General features: G+C 72.4%; 19 protein-coding genes. 10 read left to right on the plus strand and 9 right to left on the minus strand.

The genetic code is table 11. The features are described from left to right. Positions 1–94 precede the first annotated feature (94 nt). The gene (locus KAK07_RS00600) at positions 95–526 is read left to right on the plus strand and encodes a MarR family winged helix-turn-helix transcriptional regulator (protein ID WP_310740681.1); all 432 of its coding nucleotides are present in this window, start codon (positions 95–97) and stop codon (positions 524–526) included. 18 nt (positions 527–544) lie between these two features. Then, entirely contained in the window at positions 545–1084 is a 540-nt protein-coding gene (locus KAK07_RS00605; protein ID WP_210851843.1) for a DUF7010 family protein, read from the plus strand. Here KAK07_RS00605 and KAK07_RS00610 read toward each other — a convergent pair. Further along, positions 1066–1476 carry a VOC family protein gene (locus tag KAK07_RS00610; RefSeq protein ID WP_210858384.1) on the minus strand — a complete coding sequence of 137 codons (411 nt, stop codon included), beginning with the start codon at positions 1474–1476 and terminating at the stop codon, positions 1066–1068. The genes KAK07_RS00605 and KAK07_RS00610 overlap by 19 nt on opposite strands. Positions 1477–1506: 30 nt before the next feature. Between KAK07_RS00610 and KAK07_RS00615 the strand changes: the two genes are divergently transcribed. Next, complete coding sequence (locus tag KAK07_RS00615) at positions 1507–2469, plus strand: Rieske 2Fe-2S domain-containing protein (RefSeq protein WP_210858386.1); 963 nt, start codon at positions 1507–1509, stop codon at positions 2467–2469. Here KAK07_RS00615 and KAK07_RS00620 read toward each other — a convergent pair whose 3' ends face one another. The 3 genes from KAK07_RS00620 to KAK07_RS00630 are packed head-to-tail and all read right to left on the minus strand — an operon-like array spanning position 2470 to position 4705. Next, positions 2470–3687: a lanthionine synthetase C family protein gene (locus tag KAK07_RS00620; RefSeq protein WP_210858388.1), complete on the minus strand. Its 1218-nt coding sequence runs from the start codon at positions 3685–3687 to the stop codon at positions 2470–2472. Then, positions 3684–4085 (minus strand): GNAT family N-acetyltransferase, encoded by a 402-nt coding sequence (locus tag KAK07_RS00625; protein ID WP_210851847.1) that lies wholly within the window; start codon positions 4083–4085, stop codon positions 3684–3686. Before KAK07_RS00625 ends, KAK07_RS00620 begins: the two co-directional genes overlap by 4 nt. After that, complete coding sequence (locus tag KAK07_RS00630) at positions 4082–4705, minus strand: glutathione S-transferase family protein (RefSeq protein WP_210858390.1); 624 nt, start codon at positions 4703–4705, stop codon at positions 4082–4084. The genes KAK07_RS00625 and KAK07_RS00630 overlap by 4 nt, the downstream gene beginning before the upstream one ends. Before the next feature lie 61 nt (positions 4706–4766). On the opposite strand from KAK07_RS00630, the gene KAK07_RS00635 reads away from it, so the two are divergent. From KAK07_RS00635 to KAK07_RS00645, 3 genes are read left to right on the plus strand one after another with little or no spacing between them, the layout of a single operon-like run. Further along, complete coding sequence (locus tag KAK07_RS00635) at positions 4767–10253, plus strand: alpha-2-macroglobulin family protein (protein WP_210858391.1); 5487 nt, start codon at positions 4767–4769, stop codon at positions 10251–10253. Beyond that, the gene (gene pbpC, locus KAK07_RS00640) at positions 10250–12373 is read left to right on the plus strand and encodes a penicillin-binding protein 1C (protein ID WP_310740682.1); all 2124 of its coding nucleotides are present in this window, start codon (positions 10250–10252) and stop codon (positions 12371–12373) included. The genes KAK07_RS00635 and pbpC overlap by 4 nt, the downstream gene beginning before the upstream one ends. A gap of 34 nt (positions 12374–12407) precedes the next feature. Next, the gene (locus KAK07_RS00645; protein WP_210858393.1) at positions 12408–13463 is read left to right on the plus strand and encodes an adenosine deaminase; all 1056 of its coding nucleotides are present in this window, start codon (positions 12408–12410) and stop codon (positions 13461–13463) included. Here the strand turns inward: KAK07_RS00645 and KAK07_RS00650 are convergent, their stop codons facing one another. Beyond that, the gene (locus KAK07_RS00650; protein ID WP_210858395.1) at positions 13464–13853 is read right to left on the minus strand and encodes a hypothetical protein; all 390 of its coding nucleotides are present in this window, start codon (positions 13851–13853) and stop codon (positions 13464–13466) included. Between the two features lie 36 nt (positions 13854–13889). Between KAK07_RS00650 and KAK07_RS00655 the strand changes: the two genes are divergently transcribed. Together KAK07_RS00655 and KAK07_RS00660 are read left to right on the plus strand one after the other, a co-directional pair. Beyond that, the gene (locus KAK07_RS00655) at positions 13890–14258 is read left to right on the plus strand and encodes a translation initiation factor Sui1 (RefSeq protein WP_210858397.1); all 369 of its coding nucleotides are present in this window, start codon (positions 13890–13892) and stop codon (positions 14256–14258) included. A 35-nt stretch (positions 14259–14293) separates the two neighbouring features. Then, complete coding sequence (locus tag KAK07_RS00660) at positions 14294–14656, plus strand: DUF1304 domain-containing protein (RefSeq protein ID WP_210858399.1); 363 nt, start codon at positions 14294–14296, stop codon at positions 14654–14656. Between the two features lie 18 nt (positions 14657–14674). On the opposite strand, the gene KAK07_RS00665 is transcribed toward KAK07_RS00660, so the two are convergent. The 4 genes from KAK07_RS00665 to KAK07_RS00680 form a co-directional block, all read right to left on the minus strand. Then, positions 14675–16957 (minus strand): RelA/SpoT family protein, encoded by a 2283-nt coding sequence (locus KAK07_RS00665; RefSeq protein WP_210858401.1) that lies wholly within the window; start codon positions 16955–16957, stop codon positions 14675–14677. Between the two features lie 87 nt (positions 16958–17044). After that, entirely contained in the window at positions 17045–17248 is a 204-nt protein-coding gene (rpoZ, locus tag KAK07_RS00670; protein WP_210800813.1) for a DNA-directed RNA polymerase subunit omega, read from the minus strand. Between the two features lie 41 nt (positions 17249–17289). After that, complete coding sequence (gene gmk, locus KAK07_RS00675) at positions 17290–17910, minus strand: guanylate kinase (protein ID WP_210851855.1); 621 nt, start codon at positions 17908–17910, stop codon at positions 17290–17292. A gap of 51 nt (positions 17911–17961) precedes the next feature. After that, the gene (locus KAK07_RS00680) at positions 17962–19713 is read right to left on the minus strand and encodes a tannase/feruloyl esterase family alpha/beta hydrolase (RefSeq protein ID WP_210858407.1); all 1752 of its coding nucleotides are present in this window, start codon (positions 19711–19713) and stop codon (positions 17962–17964) included. A 164-nt stretch (positions 19714–19877) separates the two neighbouring features. On the opposite strand from KAK07_RS00680, the gene KAK07_RS00685 reads away from it, so the two are divergent. Together KAK07_RS00685 and KAK07_RS00690 are read left to right on the plus strand one after the other, a co-directional pair. Next, positions 19878–20366: a MarR family winged helix-turn-helix transcriptional regulator gene (locus KAK07_RS00685; protein WP_210858408.1), complete on the plus strand. Its 489-nt coding sequence runs from the start codon at positions 19878–19880 to the stop codon at positions 20364–20366. 228 nt (positions 20367–20594) lie between these two features. Then, positions 20595–21113, plus strand: coding sequence for a YqhA family protein (locus KAK07_RS00690; protein ID WP_210858409.1), 519 nt, complete (start codon positions 20595–20597; stop codon positions 21111–21113). Positions 21114–21124 lie beyond the last annotated feature (11 nt).

A 21124-nucleotide genomic window follows, 5' to 3' on the forward strand; every position in this document is an offset into this window, starting at 1 on the left:
ACCGGGATTCACCCTGAGCCTGCGCGAGCCCACCACCCTGGACGACCTGCTGAACTACCGCCTGCTGCGCCTGTTCGCGCTGGGCGGTGCGCCGGTGGTGCGCCTGCTGGAGGGCCGCTATGGCATTGCCCGGCGCGAATGGCGGCTGCTGGCGCTGCTGGCGGCGCGCGGGCCAATGTCGCCCTCGGCGCTGGCCGAGGCCGCGCAGCTCGACCGCCCGCGCACCTCGCGCGCCGCCGGCGTGCTGGCGGCCAAGGGCCTGGTTCAGCGCCAGGCGCAGTCCGGCGATGCGCGCCGCGCGGTGCTGACGCTGACCGAGGCCGGGCACCAGCTGCACGACGATCTTTTCCCGCAGATCGCCGCCATCAACGCCCGCCTGGTGGCGGTGCTGGATGAGGCACAGCTGGCCGTGCTGGACCAGGCGCTGGCGCAGCTGACCGCGCACGCGCGCCAGCTCAACACCGAGCTGGCGCAGGACGTGCGCGCCGACCGCCGCGCCGGTGGCAGCCGCCGCATCCGACGCTGAGCGCTATGCTCACCAGCCATGAATGACATGCCCTTTTCCGCCGCCCAGGCCGACATGCGCCAGGGCTATCTGGATGGTGCGCCCGGCGTGCTCGCCTCGTCCCTGGCCTGGCTGGTGGCCGCCGGCGTGGCCTGGCAGGTCTCGGCCCCGGCCGCGGTGCTGACGCTGCTGGCCGGCGGTGCGCTGATCCACCCGGTGGGCGTGCTGCTGGCCCGGGCCCTGGGCCGACGTGGCGCACACACGCCCGGCAACCCCCTGGCCAGGCTGGCGGTGGAGGGCACGCTGTGGATGCTGGCCGGCATCGCCGTGGCCTACGGCCTGCAGGTGCTGCGCATCGAGTGGTTCTTCCCGGCGATGCTGCTGGCCATCGGCGGCCGCTACCTGAGCTTCCAGACCCTGTATGGCTTGCGGGTCTACTGGGTGATGGGTGGCGTGTTGTGCGTGCTCGGTCTGGGCCTGGCCCTGGCCCGCGCGGCACCGGTGTCCGCGGCGCTGGCCGGCGGCCTGGTGGAGGCGGCCTTCGCCGCCGCCCTCCTGGCTCAGGCGCGCCGCGGCTGATCGTCCTGCGGGGCGTGGCAGGCCACGCCCAGTTTGTTGCCGTCAGGGTCGCGGAAGTAGGCGCCCCAGTAGTGCGGGTGGTAGTGCGGCCGCAGCCCCGGCGGGCCTTCGCAACGGCCGCCCAGCGCCAGCGCGGTGGCGTGGGCGCGGTTCACCTGCTCGCGCGTGGCGGCCAGCAGTGCCACCATCTGGCCGTTGCCGGGCGCGTGTTCGCCCGCGAACGGGTGGCCGATCAGCAGCAGCGGGCGCGGCCCGGGGCTGCTCTGCCAGCCGGCCCAGGGGCGGCTGCGGTCGACGAAGCGCGGTGCGATCTCCAGCACCTCGGCCAGCGCGCTGTAGAAGCCCAGCGCCCGCTCGAAATCGGTGACGCCGATGAACACATGGGACAGCATGGCCTGGCAGTCTACGGGGTAAGCTGGGCCATGGGCCATGAACACGACTGTGCACATCCGCTGCTGCGGGTGGAGGAGCTGGGCGAGGCGCCGCAGGCGGTGCGCCTGCTGGGTGAGGACTGGGTGGTCTGGCGTGATGGCCAGGGCCAGGCCCGCGCCGCGCGCGACCAGTGCCCGCACCGCGGCGCGCGGCTGTCGCTGGGCCGCGTCTGCGCGGGGCAGCTGGAGTGCCCCTACCACGGCTGGCGTTTCGACGGCGATGGCCGCTGCGTGGCCATCCCGGCGGTGCCGGGCTTCACGCCGCCGGCCTCGCATGGCCTGGCGGTGCGGCCGCTGACGGCCTTCGCCGGCTTGTGGTGGCTGTTGCCCACCGACGCGGCGCTGCCGCCGGCCTTTGCCGCCGAGCACGAGCCACGCCTGCGCAAGCTCACCGTCGGGCCGTTTGATGTGGCCACCAGCGCGCCACGGGTGGTGGAGAACTTCCTCGACATGGCGCATTTCGGCTTTGTGCACGAGGGCTGGCTGGGCGAGCGCAGCCATGGCGAGGTGCCGCCCTACCAGGTGGACGTCACCCCCGACGGCCTGCACGCCCACGGCTGCCGCGCCTGGCAGCCGCGCAGCAACCTGCAGTCCACCGAGGGCTCCTGGGTCGACTACGCCTACCGCGTGCCGGCGCCCTACACGGCGGTGCTGGAGAAGGCGCCCGATGCGCAGCAGGGCTGGCGTGAAGGCATTGCGCTGTTCATCTGCCCGCGGGACGAGGAACACAGCCGCGCCTGGTTCCGCCTGGCCGTGCCCGATTGGGATTCCAGCGACGAACAGGTGGCGGCCTTCCAGCACACCATCTTCGCCCAGGACCAGCCGGTGCTGGAGTCGCAGCGGCCGCGCCGCCTGCCGCTGAGTGGCGAGGTGCACAGCGCCGCCGACCGGATGTCCAGCGCCTACCGGCGTTGGCTGCGCGAGCGGGGGGTGGGCTTCGGCGTCCTGCCCTGATCAGGCCAGGTCCAGCGTCGGCACGCCCTGGTAGCGGCCGTCCAGGCACTGGGCCAGCACACAGGCCAGGCCCATGTCGCCGGTCCACAGGCCGTGCCAGGGCTGGCCGTGCTGTTGCTGCAGGGCCCGCATCTGGCCGATCGCATGCATCGCGAAGGCGCGCGCCCGCTGCAGCCAGCGCGCGTCGCCCTGGCGGGCATGCAGCGCCAGCAGCGCCAGCGCGTTGCCGGCCGTGCCGTGGCAGACGCCATGGCCCTTGGCCAGCGGGCCGGCCTGCCAGATGGCTTCGCCAGCGGCCTCCAGCAGCGCCTCGAACCCGGCGTCAAGGTCCGAGGGCAGGGGGTGCATCGCGCACAGGATGCCCGGGGCGCCATGGCACCACTGCAGCAGGGCCAGCGCGCCGCCGGGGCGCGGGGTGTACAGGCCGGGCGGCCAGTTGGCCAGCGCGCCCTCGCGCCGCGCGGTGCGGCTCAGCGTGTCGATCGCCAGGGCCTGCAGCGCGGCGCGCTCGGACGCGGGCAGCCAGGGGCTGGCCAGCAGCAGCGCATGCAGGTTGCCGGCAAAGCCGTGGCCGGCGCCCAGGTAGATCACCTCGCGGCCATGGATGCCCTGGGTCCACACCTGGCAGCCGCTGTCGTCATGGCGGTGCAGGCCTGCCAGGACGGCGCTGACATTGGCGCGCAGTTCGTCGACGGCGCGTGGGTCGTTGGCCAGGTGCGCCAGGTGCCAGGCCCCGAGCATCGTGCCCGGGGCGCCCCACAGCGCCTCCTGGCTGGGGTGGTGGCGGTTGGCGGCCGCCACGGCCAGCAGGCGGCTGGCCGCGTCATCACGGCCGGTCAGCCGCCACTGCACCAGGCGCAGGCCAGCCTCGCCCAGGAACCAGGAGGGCAGGGGCTCGCCGTTGTCGGGCGCGCGCTGCCAGGCCGCGGCCAGCGCGTCAACGCGCGTCGCCGGGTCCCATGGCAGCGTGGCGTGGCCCTGGCGGCACAGCCACCACAGCGCCCACAGCAGGCCGGCGCCGCCCAGGTAGAGGCCCTTGAAGCCGCCCTCGGGGGTGTCGCCCTCGTCGTCGCGGGGATGCACGGGCCAGGTGCCGTCGGGGCGGGCAGCGGCCTCGCAGCTGCTGACGATCTCCTGCACGGTGGCGCGTGCAGCGTCCGCATCCCAGGCCGGTGCGTCCAGCGGCGTGTGTCGTTCGGGGTGGAAGATCAGGCTCATCCGGGGCGCCATTCCATCAGTCGGTCGGGCGCGGCTGGCGGGCCGAAACCGAAGGGGCGGTACAGCTCGTGGGCGTCGCGCGTGGCCAGCAGCCAGCGGCGCAGGCCCTGGAGTTCGGGGTGGGTGGTGATCGCGCCCAGCAGCTGGCGGGCCAGACCGCGGCCGCGGTGCGACTCCAGCACGTAGACATCGGCCAGGTAGGCGAAGCTGCTGCGGTCAGTGACCACCCGGGCGAAGCCCACCTGGGCGCCATCGTCATAGACGCCAAAGCACATCGAGTGGGCGATGGCGCGGGCCACCTTCTCGCGGGCGATGCCGGGCGACCAGTAGGAGCGGCTGAGGAAGGCGTGCACCGCGTCCAGGTCGATGCGCGCCGGGTCGTCGCTGACCTCGATCATGGGGCGGCCACCACGCCGTCGCCGTGCGGCGCGCGCTGGAAGCTGGGCTGCTGTTCGGCCTGGGCCGACAGCGCTGCCAGCGTGGGGTAGGGCGCCGGGTCGACACCGCCCAGCGTGGCGATCAGGAAGTGCCAGACCACGGCGCTGGTGATCGCGTCCTGGGTGGGCTGCTGCCAGTCCACCGGCTGGCCCGCATGGGCAGCCTCCAGCGCCGCCAGGCCGCCATGCAGCTGCATGGTCACGCGGTCGACCCAGGGCTGGTGGCGCTTCTCCTCGGGCCGGATCGCCCGCTCGTAGACCAGCTGCACCGCCTTCTCGCAGGCCGCCAGTGCCAGGCCCAGGCGGTGCAGCGCCTGGCGGCGCCCGGGCAGCGTGCGGGGCATCAGGCTGCGTGGCGCGGCCAGGGCCTCGGCGTAGTCCAGGATCAGCGTCGAATCGGTCAGCATGGTGCCGTCGTCGCAGACCAGCGTGGGGGCCTTGACGACCGGGTTGATGCGGCGGAACTCGTCCACGTGGCGGAACACCGACAGGGGTCGGTGCTCGAAGGGCAGGCCCAGGGCCTGCAGCGAGACCGCCACGCGGCGGACATAGGGCGAATCAAGCATGCCGATGAGTTGCATCGCGGGGTTCCCGTCGTGGTGCTGTCCATAATCATCGCAAAGCACGCGGGGAGATGCATCCATGGGAGCGATGATGGGGATCAGGCAGGCACTGGCGGCCGCGTTGTTCGGGGTGCTGCAGGGCGCGATGGCGGCCACCCAGCCGGCGGTGATCGACACCCGGCCTGGCGTCGATGCGGTGCTGGAAGGCCGCGGCTGGATCGCGCTGCGCCTGGCCGCTCCGTTGGCCGAGCCGCCGCAGGCGCTGTGCGACATCTGGGGCCTGCGCTCGGCGGTGCCGGTGGAGGTGGCGCAGGGCGCCCAGCGGCTGCAACTGCTGGACGCCGCCGGCGTGCCCGCATCGCAGCGCGATGCCGGTGCGGCCAAGCCCTGGACCGTGCTGCGCTGCCAGGCCGCCTTGCCCGACGGTGCGCCGCTGTCGCTGCGCTGGCTGCGTCCGCGGCGTGACGATGCTGCGGCCGGCCTGATGCTGTGGGACAGCCAGCGCCTGGACTTCCGTGCGCGCAGCGACTGGCCGCTCAGCGTGGAGTGCTCGCGCAGCACCCAGGGCAGCGGCTGCAGTCCGCTGGAGCCGGTCAGGGTGCAGTTCCAGCAGCCGGTGCGCCTGGCCGATCTGGCCAAGGTGCGCCTGAAGGCCGCCGATGGCTCGCTGGTGGCGCCGCGCGAGCCGGTCGCCAGCGGCGACGGGGTCGGCGACCAACTGGTGTTCGGACCGCTGTCGCCCAAGAGCCGCTACCAGCTGGTCTGGCCCAGCCCGCTGGCCGGGGCCGATGGCCGCGACCTGCTGGGTCGCGCGCGCACGCTGGCGCCGCTGCCGGTGCTGGTGGGCGACACGCCGCCGCTGGCCAAGTTCGGTGGCCGTTTCGGCATTGCGGAGCGGGCGATCGGCGGCGTGGTGCCGCTGACGGTGCGCCAGGTCGAAGGCAAGGGCGACACGGTGCAGGCCACGCTGCGCACGCTGCGCATCACCGACGACGCGACGATGATCCGCGCCTACCAGGAGCTGATGCGCGTCACGCAGGCTGATGACAGCCATGCCCGCCTGGGCGACGACTGGGCCGAGGGCGACGAGTCCGAACCCGACGCACCCGCTGCCCGCCAAGGGACCGCGGCCTTTCGCTACGCCTTCAAGTCCAAGCCCGATGCCGACACCCGCGCGCTGCCCTGGCTGAAGACGCTGCGCGAGGCCCGCAGCCAGGCGCTGCCGCGCCAGTTCGAGGGCCGCGCCTTCGAGGTGCTGGGCGTGCCGCTGCCGGAGCCCGGCCTGCACCTGATGGAGGTGGAGAGTCGCGCGCTGGGCCGCGGCCTGCTGGGCGGGGCGCAGACCATGTACGTGCGCGCCGGCGCGCTGGTCACCGACCTGGGCGTGCACCTGCACCTGTCCGAGCGCCAGGCCGCGGTGTGGGTGACGCGGCTGTCCAGCGGTCAGCCGGTGGCCGATGCGGCGGTCACGCTGTACGACTGCCGGGCCAAGGTGCTCGCCCGCGGGCGCGCCAACACCCAGGGCTGGCTGACCTTGGCCGCGACCCAGGGCGACGACCGCTGGTCCTGCCCGGTCTTCGCCTTCGCCCATGTGGGCGACGACACCGGCTTCGTCAGCAGTCGCTGGCAGCAGGGCATCGAGACCTGGCGTTTCGAGCAGCTGCGCGACAGCTGGGCGCCCACCTCGGACCGCATCACCCACGCGGTGCTGGCGCGCTCGCTGCTGCGCCCGGGCGAGACCCTGCATGCGCGCCTGTACTGGCGCCGCATCGGCCCGCATGGCGAGCTGCTGGCCCCCGACGCAGCGCAGCTGCCGCGCGCGATCGACCTGGTGCACCAGGGCAGTGGCGAGCGCCGCAGCCTGCCGGTGAGCTGGGACGCGCGCGGCCAGGCCGAGCTGGTCTGGCCGCTGCCCTCGGGCCTCAAGCGCGGCGCCTGGGCGCTGGCCTTTGGCGATGCCTATGGCGAGACCGTGCAGTTCCGCGTCGAGGAGTTCCGCCTGCCGCTGCTGAAGGCCGAGGTGCTGACGCCAACGGCCCCGCAGGTGCTGCCACCGATCAGCGACGGCCAGCCGGCGCGCGTGGCCGCCTCGCTGCGCCTGTCCTACCTGGCCGGTGGCGCGGCGGCGGGCGAGAGCGTCAAGCTGTCGCAGCGACTGGTGCCCCTGACGCCACGCTTCGAGCAGTTCGAGGGTTTCTGGTTCGGCTTTGATGACCGCTGGCGCAGCGAGGATGCCGGCAGCGAGGCCGCACTGGGCAGCACGGTCGAGGGCGAGGCGGTGGGCGATGAACGCGCCCGCACGCTGGACGCCCAGGGCACGCTGAAGGCGGAGGCGCTGGTCCAGCGACCGCTGGACCGCCCGCGCACCCTGGTCACCGAGATGGAATACCGCGACCCCAACGGCGAAACCTACCGCGCCCAGGGCCGCACGCCGCTGTGGCCGGCGTCCTTCGTGCTGGGCATCCGCGCCGCGCCCTGGAGCCAAGAGGCCAGGCGCAGCGTCGAACTGCTCGCGGTGGACCCCAGCGGCAAGCCGGTGCCCGACGCCGCGGTGCGGCTGGAAGGCGGCTGGGACGGCTATGTTTCGTACCGCCGCCGCTCAGTGGGCGGCTTCTACGGCTACGCGAGCGAGCGCCGCGAGTACCGGCCCGAGCCCGTCTGCGAAGGCCGCACCGACGCCCAGGGCCGGCTGCGCTGCCAGGTGGCGCCCACGATGGACGGCCTGGACGCGGGCGAGTACACACTGCGCGGCACCGCCACCGACGCCCAGGGCCGCCAGGCCCGGGTGGGCACCACGCTGTGGTTCTATGGCGGCGGCGAGCTGTGGTTCGCCCAGGGCGACCACGACCGCATCGATGTGCTGTCCGAGAAGACCCGCTTCAAGCCCGGCGAGACCGCCACGCTGCAGGTGCGCTCGCCCTTCCGCGAGGCCACCGCCTGGGTCAACGTGATGCGCGGCGGCCAGGTGGTCGACACGCTGGTGCTGCCGATCAGCGGCCAGCAGCCGCAGATCAGCCTGCCGATCAAGCCCAGCTATGCGCCCAACGTGTTCGTCAACGTGCTGGTGATGCGCGGCCGCGTGGCCGAGCCGCCGGCCACCGCGCTGGTCGACCTGGCGCGCCCGGCCTTCAAGCTGGGCCTGGTGGGACTGCAGGTGGGGGCCGACGGGCAGAAGCTGGCCGTGTCGGTGAAGACCGACAAGCCGGCCTACCAGACCCGTGAGAAGGCGCGCGTGTCCCTGCAGGTGCGTGCGGCCGACGGCGCGCTGCCGGCCCAGCGCGAGGCCACGGTCTTCGTCGTCGACGAGGCATTGCTGGAGCTGATGCCCAACACCAGCTGGGATCTGTTCAGCGTGATGTTGGCGCGGCGCGGCTATGGCTTCGAGACCGCCAGCGCCGCGATGCAGGTGCTGGGCAAGCGCCACTACGGCCGCAAGGCGCTGCCCCCGGGCGGCGGGGGCGGGCGCAGCGCCGCGCGCGAGCTGTTCGACACCCTGCTGCTGTGGCAGGCCGCGGTGCCGCTGGATGCCGAGGGCCGCGCCACGGTGGAGGTGCCGATCAACGACAGCCTGACGCGCTTTCGCGTAGTGGCGGTGGCTGATGCTGGCAGCGATCGCTTTGGCACCGGCGAGGCCAGCTTCACCGTCAGCAAGGACCTGCAGCTGTTTTCCGGCTTGCCGGCCACGGTGCGCGAAGGCGACCGCTTCAGCGCCGGCTTCACGCTGCGCAACACCACCAGCGCGCCGATGAAGATCAGCGTGCAGGCCACGCTGGGCGGCCAGGCGCTGCCGGCGCGCAGCCTGAGCCTGGCCGGCGGCGAGGCGCGCGGCGTGGACTGGCCGGTCGACGTGCCGGCTGGCGCCAGCGCGTTGGAGTGGAGCGTGCAGGCGCGCGGCGAAGGGCCCGGCGGCGTGCGCGAGGACGCGCTGAAGCTGCGCCAGCCGGTGCACTCGCCGCTGCAGCCGCTGCGCTACGACGTCGGCCTGCTGAAGCTGCAGCCCGGCGCCGACGCGCAGACCCTCGGCGTGCAGCCGCCCACCGGCAGCCTGGCCGGACGCGGCGAGGTGCGTGTCAGCCTGGCCCCGGCGCTGGCTGCCGACGCCTCGGGCGTGCGCGCCTACATGCGGGGCTACCCCTTCGCCTGCCTGGAGCAGCGCACCAGCAAGGCGGTGTCGCTGCGCGACCCGGCGCTGTGGCGCGTGATCAGCGAGGGCATCGATGCCTACCAGACCTCCAGCGGCCTGCTGACCTACTACCCCGGCAGCGGCAACGCCGATCAGGGCTTCGATGTGCTGACCAGCTATGTGCTGTCGGTGGCCCACGAAGCCGGCCTGAGCCTGCCCGAGGACGCCCAGCGCCGCGCACTGGATGCGCTGGAGCAGTTCGTGCGCGGCCGGCTGACGCTGCGCTGGGACTACTGGGGCGGCGACGGCCTGGACCTGACCGAGCGCAAGCTGCTGGCGCTCGAAGCCTTGTCGCGCTGGCGCAAGCTGCCGCCCGCACTGGGTGAGAGCCTGCGCCTGGACCCGGCCAAGGACCTGCCCAGGCTGAGCCACCGGGCCATCGTGCAGTGGCTGGACCTGCTGCAGCGCACCCGCTGGCCGCGCCAGGACGAGGCCACGGCCGCGGCGCTGGCCGAGCTGGACAAACGCCTGGTCGATGACGGCCAGGGGGGCCTGCGCCTGCGCACCCGCGCCGAGGAGCGCCGCTGGTACTTCATGTACAGCGAACCCGTCAGCCAGGTCCGGCTGGCGCTGCTGGCGCTGGACCACCCGGCGCTGAAGGCTCGCGCCGATGCGCTGGCGCGCGGTGCGCTGCACCTGCAGAACCCCGGCGGCCATTGGTGGGACACCCAGGCCAATGTCTGGGGCGCGCTGATGCTGGACAAGCGCGCCCGCCAGGCCAGTGGCGAAATTACCGGCAGCACCGTGCTGGCCCTGGGCACACAGACGCGCACCCACGACTGGGCCCGCCAGCCCGCGGGCGAGACCTATGTCTTCAGCGCCGAGGGTCTGGGCCCGCAGCGCCCGGGCGCGGTGGCCGCCCGCCACCTGGGCACCGGCCAGCCGGTGCTGACCGCGCAGGCCAGCGCGCTGGGACCGCTCACCAGCGCGCAGGCCCATGGTGCCGAGCTCAGCCGCAGCGTGCGCGCCCTCAAGCAGGCCCGGCCCGGCCAATGGAGCGTGGGCGACGTGCTGGAGGTGACGCTGCGCTGGCGCCTGCAGCAGCCCGGCGGCGCACTGGTGGTCAGCGACCCCATCCCCAGCGGCGCCACGCTGCTGGGCAGCGGCCTGAAGGGCCAGGCCCCCGTGGATGCCGGCGGCGGGCGGCGCGGCTGGCGACGCGAGGACGGCAGCTGGGAGGCCTGGCCGGCCTACATCGAGCGCGGCTTCACCCAGGTGCGCGCCTACTACGAGTACCTGTGGGGCGAGGGGCCGTTCACGATGACCTACCAGCTGCGCCTGAACAACGCCGGCCGCTTTGCGCTGCCGCCGGTGCAACTGGAGGCGATGTACGACCCCGAGGTCTGGGCCGCGCTGCCGGGCAGCACGGTGGAGGTGAAGTGAGGGACCGACTTGCCGCGCTGCTGGTGGCCGGCGTCTGCGGCGTCGCCGCCGCGCAGACGCTGCCCAGCTTCGAGCAGGTGCGCACCGCCCACCGGCCCAGCGACGCACTGCTGCTGGACCGCCATGGCGAGCCGATCGGCGCGCGGCGCGTGGATGCCACGGTGCGGCGGCTGGCCTGGGTCAGCCTGGACGAGGTGTCGCCCGCGCTGCCGGAAGCCCTGTTGTGGGCCGAGGACCAGCGCTTCTGGCAGCACGGCGGCGTGGACTGGGCGGCCGCCGCGGCGGCGCTGTGGCAGCACGCCAGCGGCGGCAGCGCGCGTGGCGCCAGCACGATCAGCATGCAGGTGGCGGCGATGCTCGATCCGGCACTGGCCCGGGGTGGCGCGCCGCGCGACCTGTCCCGCAAATGGAGCCAGGCCGAGGCCGCCTGGGCGCTGGAGCGGGCCTGGAGCAAGCCGCAGATCCTGGAGGCCTACCTCAACGGCCTGGGCTTTCGCGGTGAGCTGCAAGGCCTGCGCGCCGCCAGCCAGGGCCTGTTCGGCAAGGCGCCCGATGGTCTGGACAGGCAGGACAGCGCGCTGCTGGCTGCACTGGTGCGCGCGCCCGGCGCCCCGGCCACCACCGTGGCCCGCCGCGCCTGCCAGATCCTGGCCCACACCCGGCCGGGCGAGCCCTGCGACGCGCCGGCGCTGGCCAGCCTGCTGAATGCCGCGCAGCCGCCGCAGCCGGCCGAGCCGCTGGCGCCGCATGCGGCGCGGCGCCTGCTGGCGGATGGCCAGACACGGCGCAGCAGCCTGGACGCCGCCCTGCAGCGCACCGCGCGCCAGGTGCTGGCGGCCCAGGTGGCGCAGCTGGCGCCACGCGGCGTGGAGGACGCCGCCGCGGTGCTGCTGGATCGCCGCAGCGGCGAGGTGCTGGCCTATGTGGGCTCGTCCGGCGGCTTCAGCCGCGCCGCGCAGGTGGACGCGGCCGACGCGCCGCGCCAGGCGGGCTCCACGCTCAAGCCCTTCTTCTACGCGCTGGCGCTGGAGCGCGGCTTGCTTACGCCGGCCACGCTGCTGGATGACAGCCCGCTGGCGCTGGCGGGTGAGGCCGGCGTCTACGCGCCACGCAATTACGACGGCCGCTACCAGGGGCCGGTGTCGGTGCGGCGGGCCTTGGCCTCGTCGCTGAACGTGCCGGCGGTGCGCACCGTCGGTCTGGTCGGCGTGCCGGCGGCGCATGCGCTGCTGCGCGCGCTGGCGTTGCCGCTGCTGCCCGAGCCGGCGCACTACGGCGACTCACTGGCGCTGGGCAGTGCCGACGTGACGCTGCTGTCGCTGACCAACGCCTACCGTGCGCTGGCCAACGGCGGCGTCTGGAGCCCGGTGCGCTGGAGCGCAGACGACCCCATGGCGCCGGGCCGTCGCGTGCTGGTCGCCCCGGCCGCCTGGCTGGTCGGTCACATGCTGTCGGACAACGCCGCGCGCGAGACCACCTTCGGTTTCGACAGCGTGCTGGCCACGCCGGTGTGGAGCGCCGCCAAGACCGGCACCAGCAAGGACATGCGCGACAACTGGTGCATCGGCTTCACAGAACACTATGTGCTGGGCGTCTGGGTGGGCAATGCCAGCGGCGCGCCGATGCGCGATGTCTCGGGCGTCAGCGGCGCCGCACCGGCCTGGGCCGAGCTGGTGCGCAGCCTGCACCGCGACCTGGCCAGCCGGCCGCCGCCGCCCCCGCCTGGCCTGCGCGCCCAGGCGGTGCGCTACGAGCCGCCGGTCGAGCCGCCGCGCGACGAGTGGTTCCTGGCCGGCAGCGTGCCCGCTGGCACGGTGGTGGTGACGCTGCAGGACAGCGCCGGCCGGCCGCGCATCCTGGCGCCACAGGCGGGTGCGCTGCTGGCCTGGGACCCTGATATTCCGCCCGGCCACCAGGCCCTGGTGGCGCGCCATTCCGACCCGCAGCGCGCGCTGCAGTGGCAACTGGACGGTCGCGACGCTGGCCAGGGCGCCACGCTGACCGTGCCGCTGGTGCCCGGGCCACACCGCCTGAGCCTGCTGGACGCCGCCGGCCAGGTGCTGGACGAGCGCCTGTTCGAGGTGCGCGGCGGCCCGGGCACGCCGCGTGCAAGCCGCTGAACTATCCTTGCGCCATTCCCCCACGGAGCCTGCCATGACCCCCGCGATCGCCTTCGACCGCATCCCCCGCGACCGCCTTCCGGCGCTGCTGCAGCGCATGCCCAAGGCCGAGCTGCATATCCACATCGAGGGTTCGCTCGAGCCCGAGCTGATCTTCGCGCTGGCCCAGCGCAACGGCCTGACGCTGGCCTACCCCAGCGTCGAGGCGCTGCGCGCCGCCTACGCCTTCACCGACCTGCAGAGCTTCCTGGACATCTACTACGCCGGCGCCAGCGTGCTGCTGCACGAGCAGGATTTCTTCGACATGGCCTGGGCCTACTTCCAGAAGGCGGCGGCTGACCATGTGGTGCACGCCGAGCTCTTCTTCGACCCGCAGACCCACACCGAGCGCGGCGTCGACATCGGCGTGGTGATCCGCGGCCTGCACCGCGCCTGCCAGCAGGCGCAGGCCGAACTGGGCGTCAGCGCCCGCCTGATCCTGTGCTTCCTGCGCCACCTCAGCGAGGAGGCCGCGTTCGACACGCTGGAGGCGGCGCTGCCGTACCGCGAGCTGTTCATTGGCGTGGGCCTGGACAGCTCGGAGGTGGGCCACCCGCCCGAGAAGTTCGCGCGCGTGTTCGCCAAGTGCCGCGCCCTGGGCCTGCATGTGGTGGCCCATGCCGGCGAGGAGGGCCCGCCCGCCTACATCCATGCGGCGCTGGACGTGCTGCAGGTCGAGCGCATCGACCACGGCGTACGCAGCGTCGAGGACCCGGCGCTGATGCAGCGCCTGGCTGCCAGCCGCATGCCGCTGACGGTCTGCCCGCTGTCCAACGTCAAGCTGTGCGTCTACCGCACGATGGCCGAGCACCAGCTGCCGGCGCTGCTGTCGGCTGGGCTGTGCGCGATGGTCAACTCGGACGACCCGGCCTACTTCGGCGGCTACATGAACGACAACTTCCTGGCCACCTTCGAAGGCCTGCCGCAGCTGGGCGCCCGCGAGGCCTGGCAGCTGGCCGCCAACAGCTTCGAGGCCAGCTTCGTGCCGGCTGCGCAGAAGGCGGTGTGGCAGGCTGAGCTGGACCGCGTCTTCGCCGACGCCGCGGCCTGATCAGACGGCGGCAGGCCGCGGCCGAGAACCGCGGATCACGGCCTGCCAGGCCGCGCCAATGGCCATCAGCGTCAGCGCGCCCAGGCCCCACAGCGTCCACAGCAGTGGCGCCAGCCATTCGGCCAGCCACTGCAGCAGGCGCCATTCGTGCGCCGCACCCAGGCCCACCGACACCAGCAGCAGAGCGTCGTCCAGCAGGTTCACCACACCATCGCGCGCCTGGCGGGCCCAGTCGCCCCAGCCCTCCAGGGTGGGCAGCCCATGCAGCGCCTGCTGCGTCGCCAGCACCGTCGCCTGCGGGTCGGCCAGCAGCGCATGCACGCCCCACAGCGCGCCGCTCCACAGCGCCAGCAGCACGCCGAGTACCATCCACATCAGAGTGATCGCCATCAGGGCTTCGACTCTACGCCACGCCCGAGTTCCCCGATGCCGACGTCCCGCGACAGCCGCCCCGTCTACTCCACCGACACCGGCCGCCTGTGCCCCGAGTGCGCCCAGCCGGTGGCGCAGTGCCGCTGCCAGGCGCTGGCGCGCGCGGCGGCGCGGCCCGCGGGTGATGGCGTGGTGCGCGTCTCGCGTGAAGTGGCCGGCCGCGGCGGCAAGGTGGTCACCGTGGTGCGCGGCCTGCCCGGCAGCGAGACCGAGCTGGCCGCCACCGCCAAGGCGCTGAAAGCGGCCTGCGGCAGCGGCGGCACGCTGAAGGACGGCGTGCTGGAAATCCAGGGCGAGCAGCGCGACAAGGTGGTGGCCTGGCTGCAGGCCCGCGGGCTGAGCGTCAAGCGCGCCGGCGGCTGATCGACGAGAATCCGCGGCTTTCGAGGAGTCCCGCCATGCGCATCGCCGCCGATCTCGTCACCGCCCTGGTGGCTGCCCTCCATGTCTACATCCTGGTGCTGGAGATGTTCTGGTGGGACACGCCCAAGGGCCGCAAGGCCTTCGGCCTGACGCCCGAGTTCAGCGCCGCCACCAAGGTGCTGGCGGCCAACCAGGGCCTGTACAACGGCTTCCTGGCGGCCGGCCTGATCTGGGGCCTGTGGCTGGGGCCGGCGGGGGATGCCGTGAAGGTGTTCTTCCTGCTGTGCGTGGCGGTGGCGGGCCTGTACGGCGCGGCCACGGCCTCGAAGCGCATCCTGTTCGTGCAGACGGTACCGGCGGTGCTGGGACTGGCGCTGCTGTTCCCGCTGCAGGGATGAGGCCCGGGGCCCTGACCCTCAGGGCTTGACGCGCTGCACCTTCAGCACCGTGGCATTGCGCTTGAGGGTGCGCAGCACATCGGCCAGGTGCAGGCGGTCGCGCACGCTGACCAGCAGGCGCAGCTCGGCCACCTCGCCCGGGGGTTCGTCACCCATGTCGATGTGGGTGATGTCGGCCTCGGCGGCGCTCACCGCCTGGGCCACCTGGGCCAGCACGCCCTTGCCGTTCTTCAGCAGGATCAGCACGCCGGCCTCGAAGGGCCGCACCGGCTCCTCGGCCCATTCCACCTGCATCCAGCGCTCGCGGTCGCGCTCGAACAGGCGCTTGCCGGTGGAGCACTCGGCGGTGTGGACCACCAGCCCTTCGCCGCGGCCCAGGTAGCCGACGATCGCGTCGCCCGGGATCGGCCGGCAACAGGTCGCCAGGCTGACCGAGGCGCCCTCGGTGCCGTCGATCACCACCAGGCCCTGGGTGGGGGCGGAGTCGTCGCCGCCGTAGCGGCCCAGGCTCAGCGTCAGGGCATCGGGCCGCTGGCCGGCTTCGCGCAGCTGCTGCGCCATGCGCTTGGCGACGATGGTGGCAATCTTGCGGCCCAGGCCGATGTCGACCAGCAGGTCGGCCGGCGTGCGGTTGCCGCTCCAGCGCAGCACCGGCTGCCAGATCGCGGTGAGCGGCTCACCCTCGCGCGCGGGCAGTGCCAGGCCTTCGGCACGCAGCGCCTGGCCCAGCATCTTCTCGCCCAGCGCCTGCGACTCGGCGTGCTCCAGGTTCTTCAGGTAGTGACGGATCTTGGAGCGCGCACGCCCGGTGCGCACGAAGTTCAGCCAGGCCGGGTTGGGCCGGGCGCCAGGCGCCGAGATGACCTCGACCACGTCACCCGAGCGCAGCTCGGTGCGCAGCGCCGCGGCCTCGCCGTTGATCTTCACCGCCACCGTGCGGTCGCCCACGTCGGAGTGGATCGCGTAGGCGAAATCCACCGCGGTGGCGCCGCGCGGCAGCGCCAGGATCTTGCTCTTGGGCGTGAACACGTAGACCGCGTCGGGCACCAGGTCGATCTTGACGTGCTCCAGGAACTCCGACGAATCGCGCGTGTCCTGCTGGATGTCGAGCAGCGACTTCAGCCACATCGCGCCCAGGCGCTGGGCGACATCGGAGGGGCTGCCGCCGATCTTCTGGCCGGTCTTGTAGAGCCAGTGCGCGGCGATGCCGGCCTCGGCCACCGCATGCATCTCCTCGGTGCGCACCTGGAACTCCACCGCCGTGCCCAGCGGGCTGACCAGCGTGGTGTGCAGCGACTGGTAGCCATTGGGCTTGGGGATCGCGATGTAGTCCTTGAAGCGGCCCGGCACCGGCTTGTAGAGCTGGTGCAGCACGCCCAGCGCCAGGTAGCACTCGGGCAGGGTCTGCACGACGATGCGGAAGCCGAAGATGTCGTTGACCTGCGCAAAGCCGGCGTGCTTCTCGCGCATCTTGCGGTAGATCGAGAAGACGGTCTTCTCGCGGCCGGAGATCTCGGCCTTGAGCTTGTTGTGCGCGAAGGCCTTGACCACATCGTCCTGCACCTTGGAGACGATGTCGCGCCGGTAGCCGCGGGCGCGCTGCACCGCCTTCTCCAGCGCCGCATGGCGCCAGGGGTGGATGTAGCTGAAGGACAGCTCCTGCAGCTCGCGGTAGGTCTGGTTCAGGCCCAGGCGGTGGGCAATGGGCGCGTAGATGTCCAGCGTCTCGCGGGCGATGCGGGCGCGCTTGTTGGCGGCCATGGCCGCCATCGTGCGCATGTTGTGCAGGCGGTCGGCCAGCTTGACCAGGATGACGCGCACATCGCGCGACATCGCCAGCAGCATCTTGCGGAAGGACTCGGCCTGGCCCTCCTCGCGGGTGGAGAACTGCAGCTTGTCGAGCTTGGTCAGGCCGTCGACCAGCTCGGCCGTGGGCGCGCCGAAGCGCTCGATCAGCTCGGTCTTGGTGACGCCGCAGTCCTCCATGGCGTCATGCATCAGCGCGGCCATGATGGCCTGCGCGTCCAGCCGCCAGTCGGCCACCAGGCCGGCCACCGCGATCGGGTGGGTGATGTAGGGTTCGCCGCTGGCGCGGAACTGGCCCAGGTGGGCCTCGTCGGCGAACTTGTAGGCGTCGCGCACCAGCTTCAGGTCGGCCTTGCCCAGGTAGCCCAGCTTGTCGGCCAGGCCGGCGAAGGTGGAGACCTCGGGCTCGCGCGGGGCGCCGCCGCCGGGCGCAGCCTTGGCCCGGCCGGCCAGTGCGGCGGGGATCAGCTCGGCGGCGAAGGATCGGATGCCCATCGCCCGAATCTAACCGAGAAAGCGCACCCTGAAAGTGCAACGGGCGCCAATCTGGCGCCCGTCGTCAGGGTATGCGCAGCGCGTGGGTCAGGTCGGGACCTTGCGCAGCATCTCCAGGCCCACTTCACCGGCGGCGATTTCGCGCAGCGCGGTCACGCCGGGCTTGTTCTTGGACTCGACCTTGGGCGCGTGGCCCTGGCTCAGCATGCGGGCCCGGTAGGTGGCGGCCAGCACGAGCTGGAAGCGGTTGGGGACCTTGTTCAGGCAGTCTTCAACGGTGATGCGGGCCATGGGTGTCCTTGCGGAGGTCGGCGCCCCGGGGCGCCGAGCGTTCAGGAAATGTCCAGCGCGGCAAACACCTGGGATTTGGCGCGCCGCTGGGCGGCGTACTTCAGGCGCTGGGAGTGAACCACCGTCTTCAGATCGAAGAGGGCGGTTTCGAACAAGCTGTTGATTATAACAAAGTCGAAGTGCCGGGCCTGGGCCACCTCGGTGCGGGCGTTGGCCATGCGCAGCGCGATGACGTCGGGCTGGTCCTCGCCGCGGCGCTTCAGGCGCTGCTCCAGCTCCTGCCAGCTGGGCGGCAGGATGAAGATCAGCACCGCGTGCGGGAAGATCTGCTTGATCTGCAGCGCGCCCTGCCAGTCGATCTCGAGGATCACATCCTCGCCGGCCATCAGCCGCGCCTCGATGCCCACGCGCGAGGTGCCGTAGCACCGCCCGTGCACCTCGGCCCACTCGAAGAACTCGCCGCGGTCCGCCATGGCCTGGAAGACCTCGGGCGTGACGAAGTGGTATTCCCGGCCGTCCTGCTCCTGGCCGCGTGGCGCCCGCGTGGTGTGCGAGACCGACACGCCCAGGTGCGAGTCCAGCTCCAGCAGCGCCTTGACCAGGCTGGACTTGCCGGCCCCGCTGGGGGCGGCGACGACGAACAGGTTGCCGGGGGTTTCCATGCGACGAAGCCCGGGCCGAGCGGCCCGGGTGGGGTGCGAAGCGGCCCGATTCTAGCGGCGGGCGGTCTTCGTCGTCGGGGCGCTGGGCGCCTGGCAGGACCAGTTCGCGGCCTGTTCCACATCGCCCGAGCCGTTGTAGCGCGCCACCTGCGGGAAGGGGCACAGCGGGCGGGTCCGGCTGGGCGACCAGCTGGCCGGCACGTCGGCATTGACGCCGCCCGGGTTCCCGGTGCCGCGCGCCTGGGCCACGATCGCCTGCGGCGCCTGGCCCTGCTCGACCCAGGCCACCAGCGGGCTCAGGAAGTCGGCCTGGTCGGTCGCCGGGCCGCCCGAGCAATGGCCCATGCCGGGGACGCGGTACAGGCGGGCGAAGTCGCTGCGCTTGCCCTTCGAGTTGGCCAGCAGGTGGCGGTACCAGTCCACGGTGTCGTCGACCGAGAAGATCGGGTCGCTGACGCCGTGGTAGACCATGATCTTGCCGCCGCGGCGGTAGACGTCGCCGAAGTCGCTGTCGCCAGGCGTCATGAAGGACATCGCCGACTCGGTGTAGGTGGCGTCGGTCGCCTGCAGTTCAGACAGGGCCTGGTCGATCCCCAGCCCCAGCGAGAACGCCGGTCCGTTCGTCAGGGCGGCGATGCTGGGAGGCACCTTGAAGATCACGCCCACCGCGCCCGAATCCAGGTTCAGCGGTGCGGTGAACTCCCAGAAGGCCGTGCCGCTGCCACCAACGCCGCTGTCGTACGGGAAGCTGTTGTAGAACGCCGCGCCCGCCGAGGTGGTGGCGCCCTTGAAGATGCCGTCCACCACGCTCTTCTGCGTGTCGGTCAGGCAGCTGCCGTCACGCGCGCCAGTGCAGGTGGGCACGTCGCGCTTGAGCTTGAAGGCCTTCTGGCAGGCCTTGGTGTCCTGCACCAGACCATCGACCGCGCCATCCAGCGCGTCGCAGCGCGCCAGCACCGCGTTGGCGACCAGGGTGCGCTCGGCGGCGGTGTAGGCGGTTTCCAGGCCGGCCGGCGTGGCCGGGTCGCCGGTGGCGACCGTGGCGTAGCGCTGCGCGCCCCAGATGTTGGCCAGCGCGGCCAGCGGCAGGCGGTAGCCGGGGGCGCCGGCCAGGAAGCCGTCGTACTCCTGCGCGTAACGCGCGGCGGCCACCAGGGTGTGGCGGCCGCCGTTCGAGCAGCCGCCGAAGTAGGAGCGGTCCGGTGCGCGCTCGTAGGCGGCGGCGATCAGCTGCTTGGCCATTGGCGTCAGTGCGCCCACGGCAGCATAGCCATAGTCCTTGCGCGCCTGCGGGTCCAGGCCGAAGGCCGGGCCGCCCTGGGCCAGGGTGTGGCCGGCGTCGGAGGACAGCACCGCGAAGCCCTGCTTCAGTGCCCCGGTCAGCGGGCCGCCGCCCAGCGCGCCCAGCGCGGTGACCACCGAGCCGTCGATGCCGCCGTTGCCCTGGTGGTAGAAGCGACCGTTCCAGGCCTTGGGCAGGCGCATCTCGAAGCCGATGGCGTAGGTCTTGCCGTCCACCGGGCTGACCCGCTCGTTCATCCGGCCGGTCACCCGGCAGTGCTCGGCGATCGGCTGGCCGCCCTGGCTGAGCGTGCCGGCCGGCACGGTGGTGCTGGCGGTGATCACGGTGTTGGCCAGTCCGCCCAGGCGGGCGGGCAGGTCCTCGCAGGTGCCGGCAAAGCTGCCCGGCTGGGCCGGGGGCAGCTGCGGTGGGGCGGCCAGGGCCAGGGCCGGGGCACTCAGGGCTGAGCAAGCCAGCGCGGCGATACTCGCGGCGCGCAGGCGCGGATGGGGATGTGACATGCGGTCTCCTCGGTGTGCGACGCGGCGGACAGCCTGGGTGGACCACCTGGCGCCTGGCGTCTGATAGTTATTCTGCTTATCTAATTTATCGACTGACATCGGGCTTACACCGATGCCCATGGTGACAGTATGGTTCACCCGTTGAACGAATCGAGGGCCTTTCCATGACCCGCAAGACCGCTGCAGTCGCAGCCGAGCGCACGCCGGTCGGCCGCCTGGCCGAGCCCGGCTTGCACGACATCATGGGCTACCAGCTGGCGCAGGCCAGCGTGGTCACCAACGCGATCTTTCGCCGCTGCGTGGCCGAGCCCGAAGGCATGGGCAAGGTCGAGTTCACCATCCTGGCGCTGGTGCAGGCCAACCCCGAGGTCAGCGCGCGCCAGCTGGCGCAGGCGCTGGCGGTGACGCCGCCGAACATCGCGATGTGGCTGGACAAGCTGGAGCAGCGCGGCTGGGTGGCCCGCACCCGCAGCACGCGCGATGCCCGTGTGCAGCACGTCAGCCTCACCGCCGAGGGCACCGCCACGGTGAACCGCTGTGTGCAGGCCCTGCACGCCGCCGAGCACGAGGCCATGGCCACCCTGAGCACGGCCGAGCAGGCGATGCTGGTGGAGCTGCTGCACAAGCTGGCCTGCGCGCGCAGCCGATCCTGACCTCACGGGGCGTTCTGCCTGCTTGGCGTCAGCCCGGTGGCTCGCAACCCTGGACGCCGATAGTCAGAAGGGGGAACAGACCGCCTGCGCTGCCCTGCCGCGCCTTGGCTGAGATACTCCGCCCATTCAGGTCCCGCCAACGGGACACAGCGACAGCACGGCGCCGCGCACGGCGAGCGCTTCGCTGTCGGGCGTCACCCAATTCTCTCTGCGGAACGGTCATCACGCATGGACAAGCTGCTTTCAGCGATCGGCTCGGTGCTCTACGGCATGCGGTTCACGATGCTGTTCTTCTACGTGGGCCTGGTCACGATCATCATCGGCATCCTGGGCAAGTTCGTGCTCGAGACCCATAAGCTGATGACCACGCTGCTGTTTGGCGAGCTGGCGAAGATCGACCTGATCATCAAGGTGCTGGAGCTGGTCGACATGACGATGGTGGCGCAGCTGGTCTGGGTGGTGGCGCTGGCCGGCGTGTCGCTCTTCGTGACCACGGGGCACTTCGACAAGCAGGACATGAAAAAGCCCGACTGGCTGGACCATGTCAACACCTACAACCTCAAGCTGAAGCTGGCCTTCGCCATCATCTCGATCTCGGGTGTGCACGCCTTGAAGACCTACCTGAGCGGCGACCTGAGCCTGGAGAACATCCGGATCGTGGCGATCGTGGCGGTCATCCACTTCACCTTCGTGCTCTCCGCGATCGGCATCTCCGTGGCGGAGCGCCTGACGCGCGACAAGGCCTGAGCGAGCCCGTC

Origin of the sequence: Ideonella alba, from assembly GCF_018069875.1 — a bacterium.
Classification (GTDB): Bacteria; Pseudomonadota; Gammaproteobacteria; order Burkholderiales; family Burkholderiaceae_C; genus Ideonella; species Ideonella alba.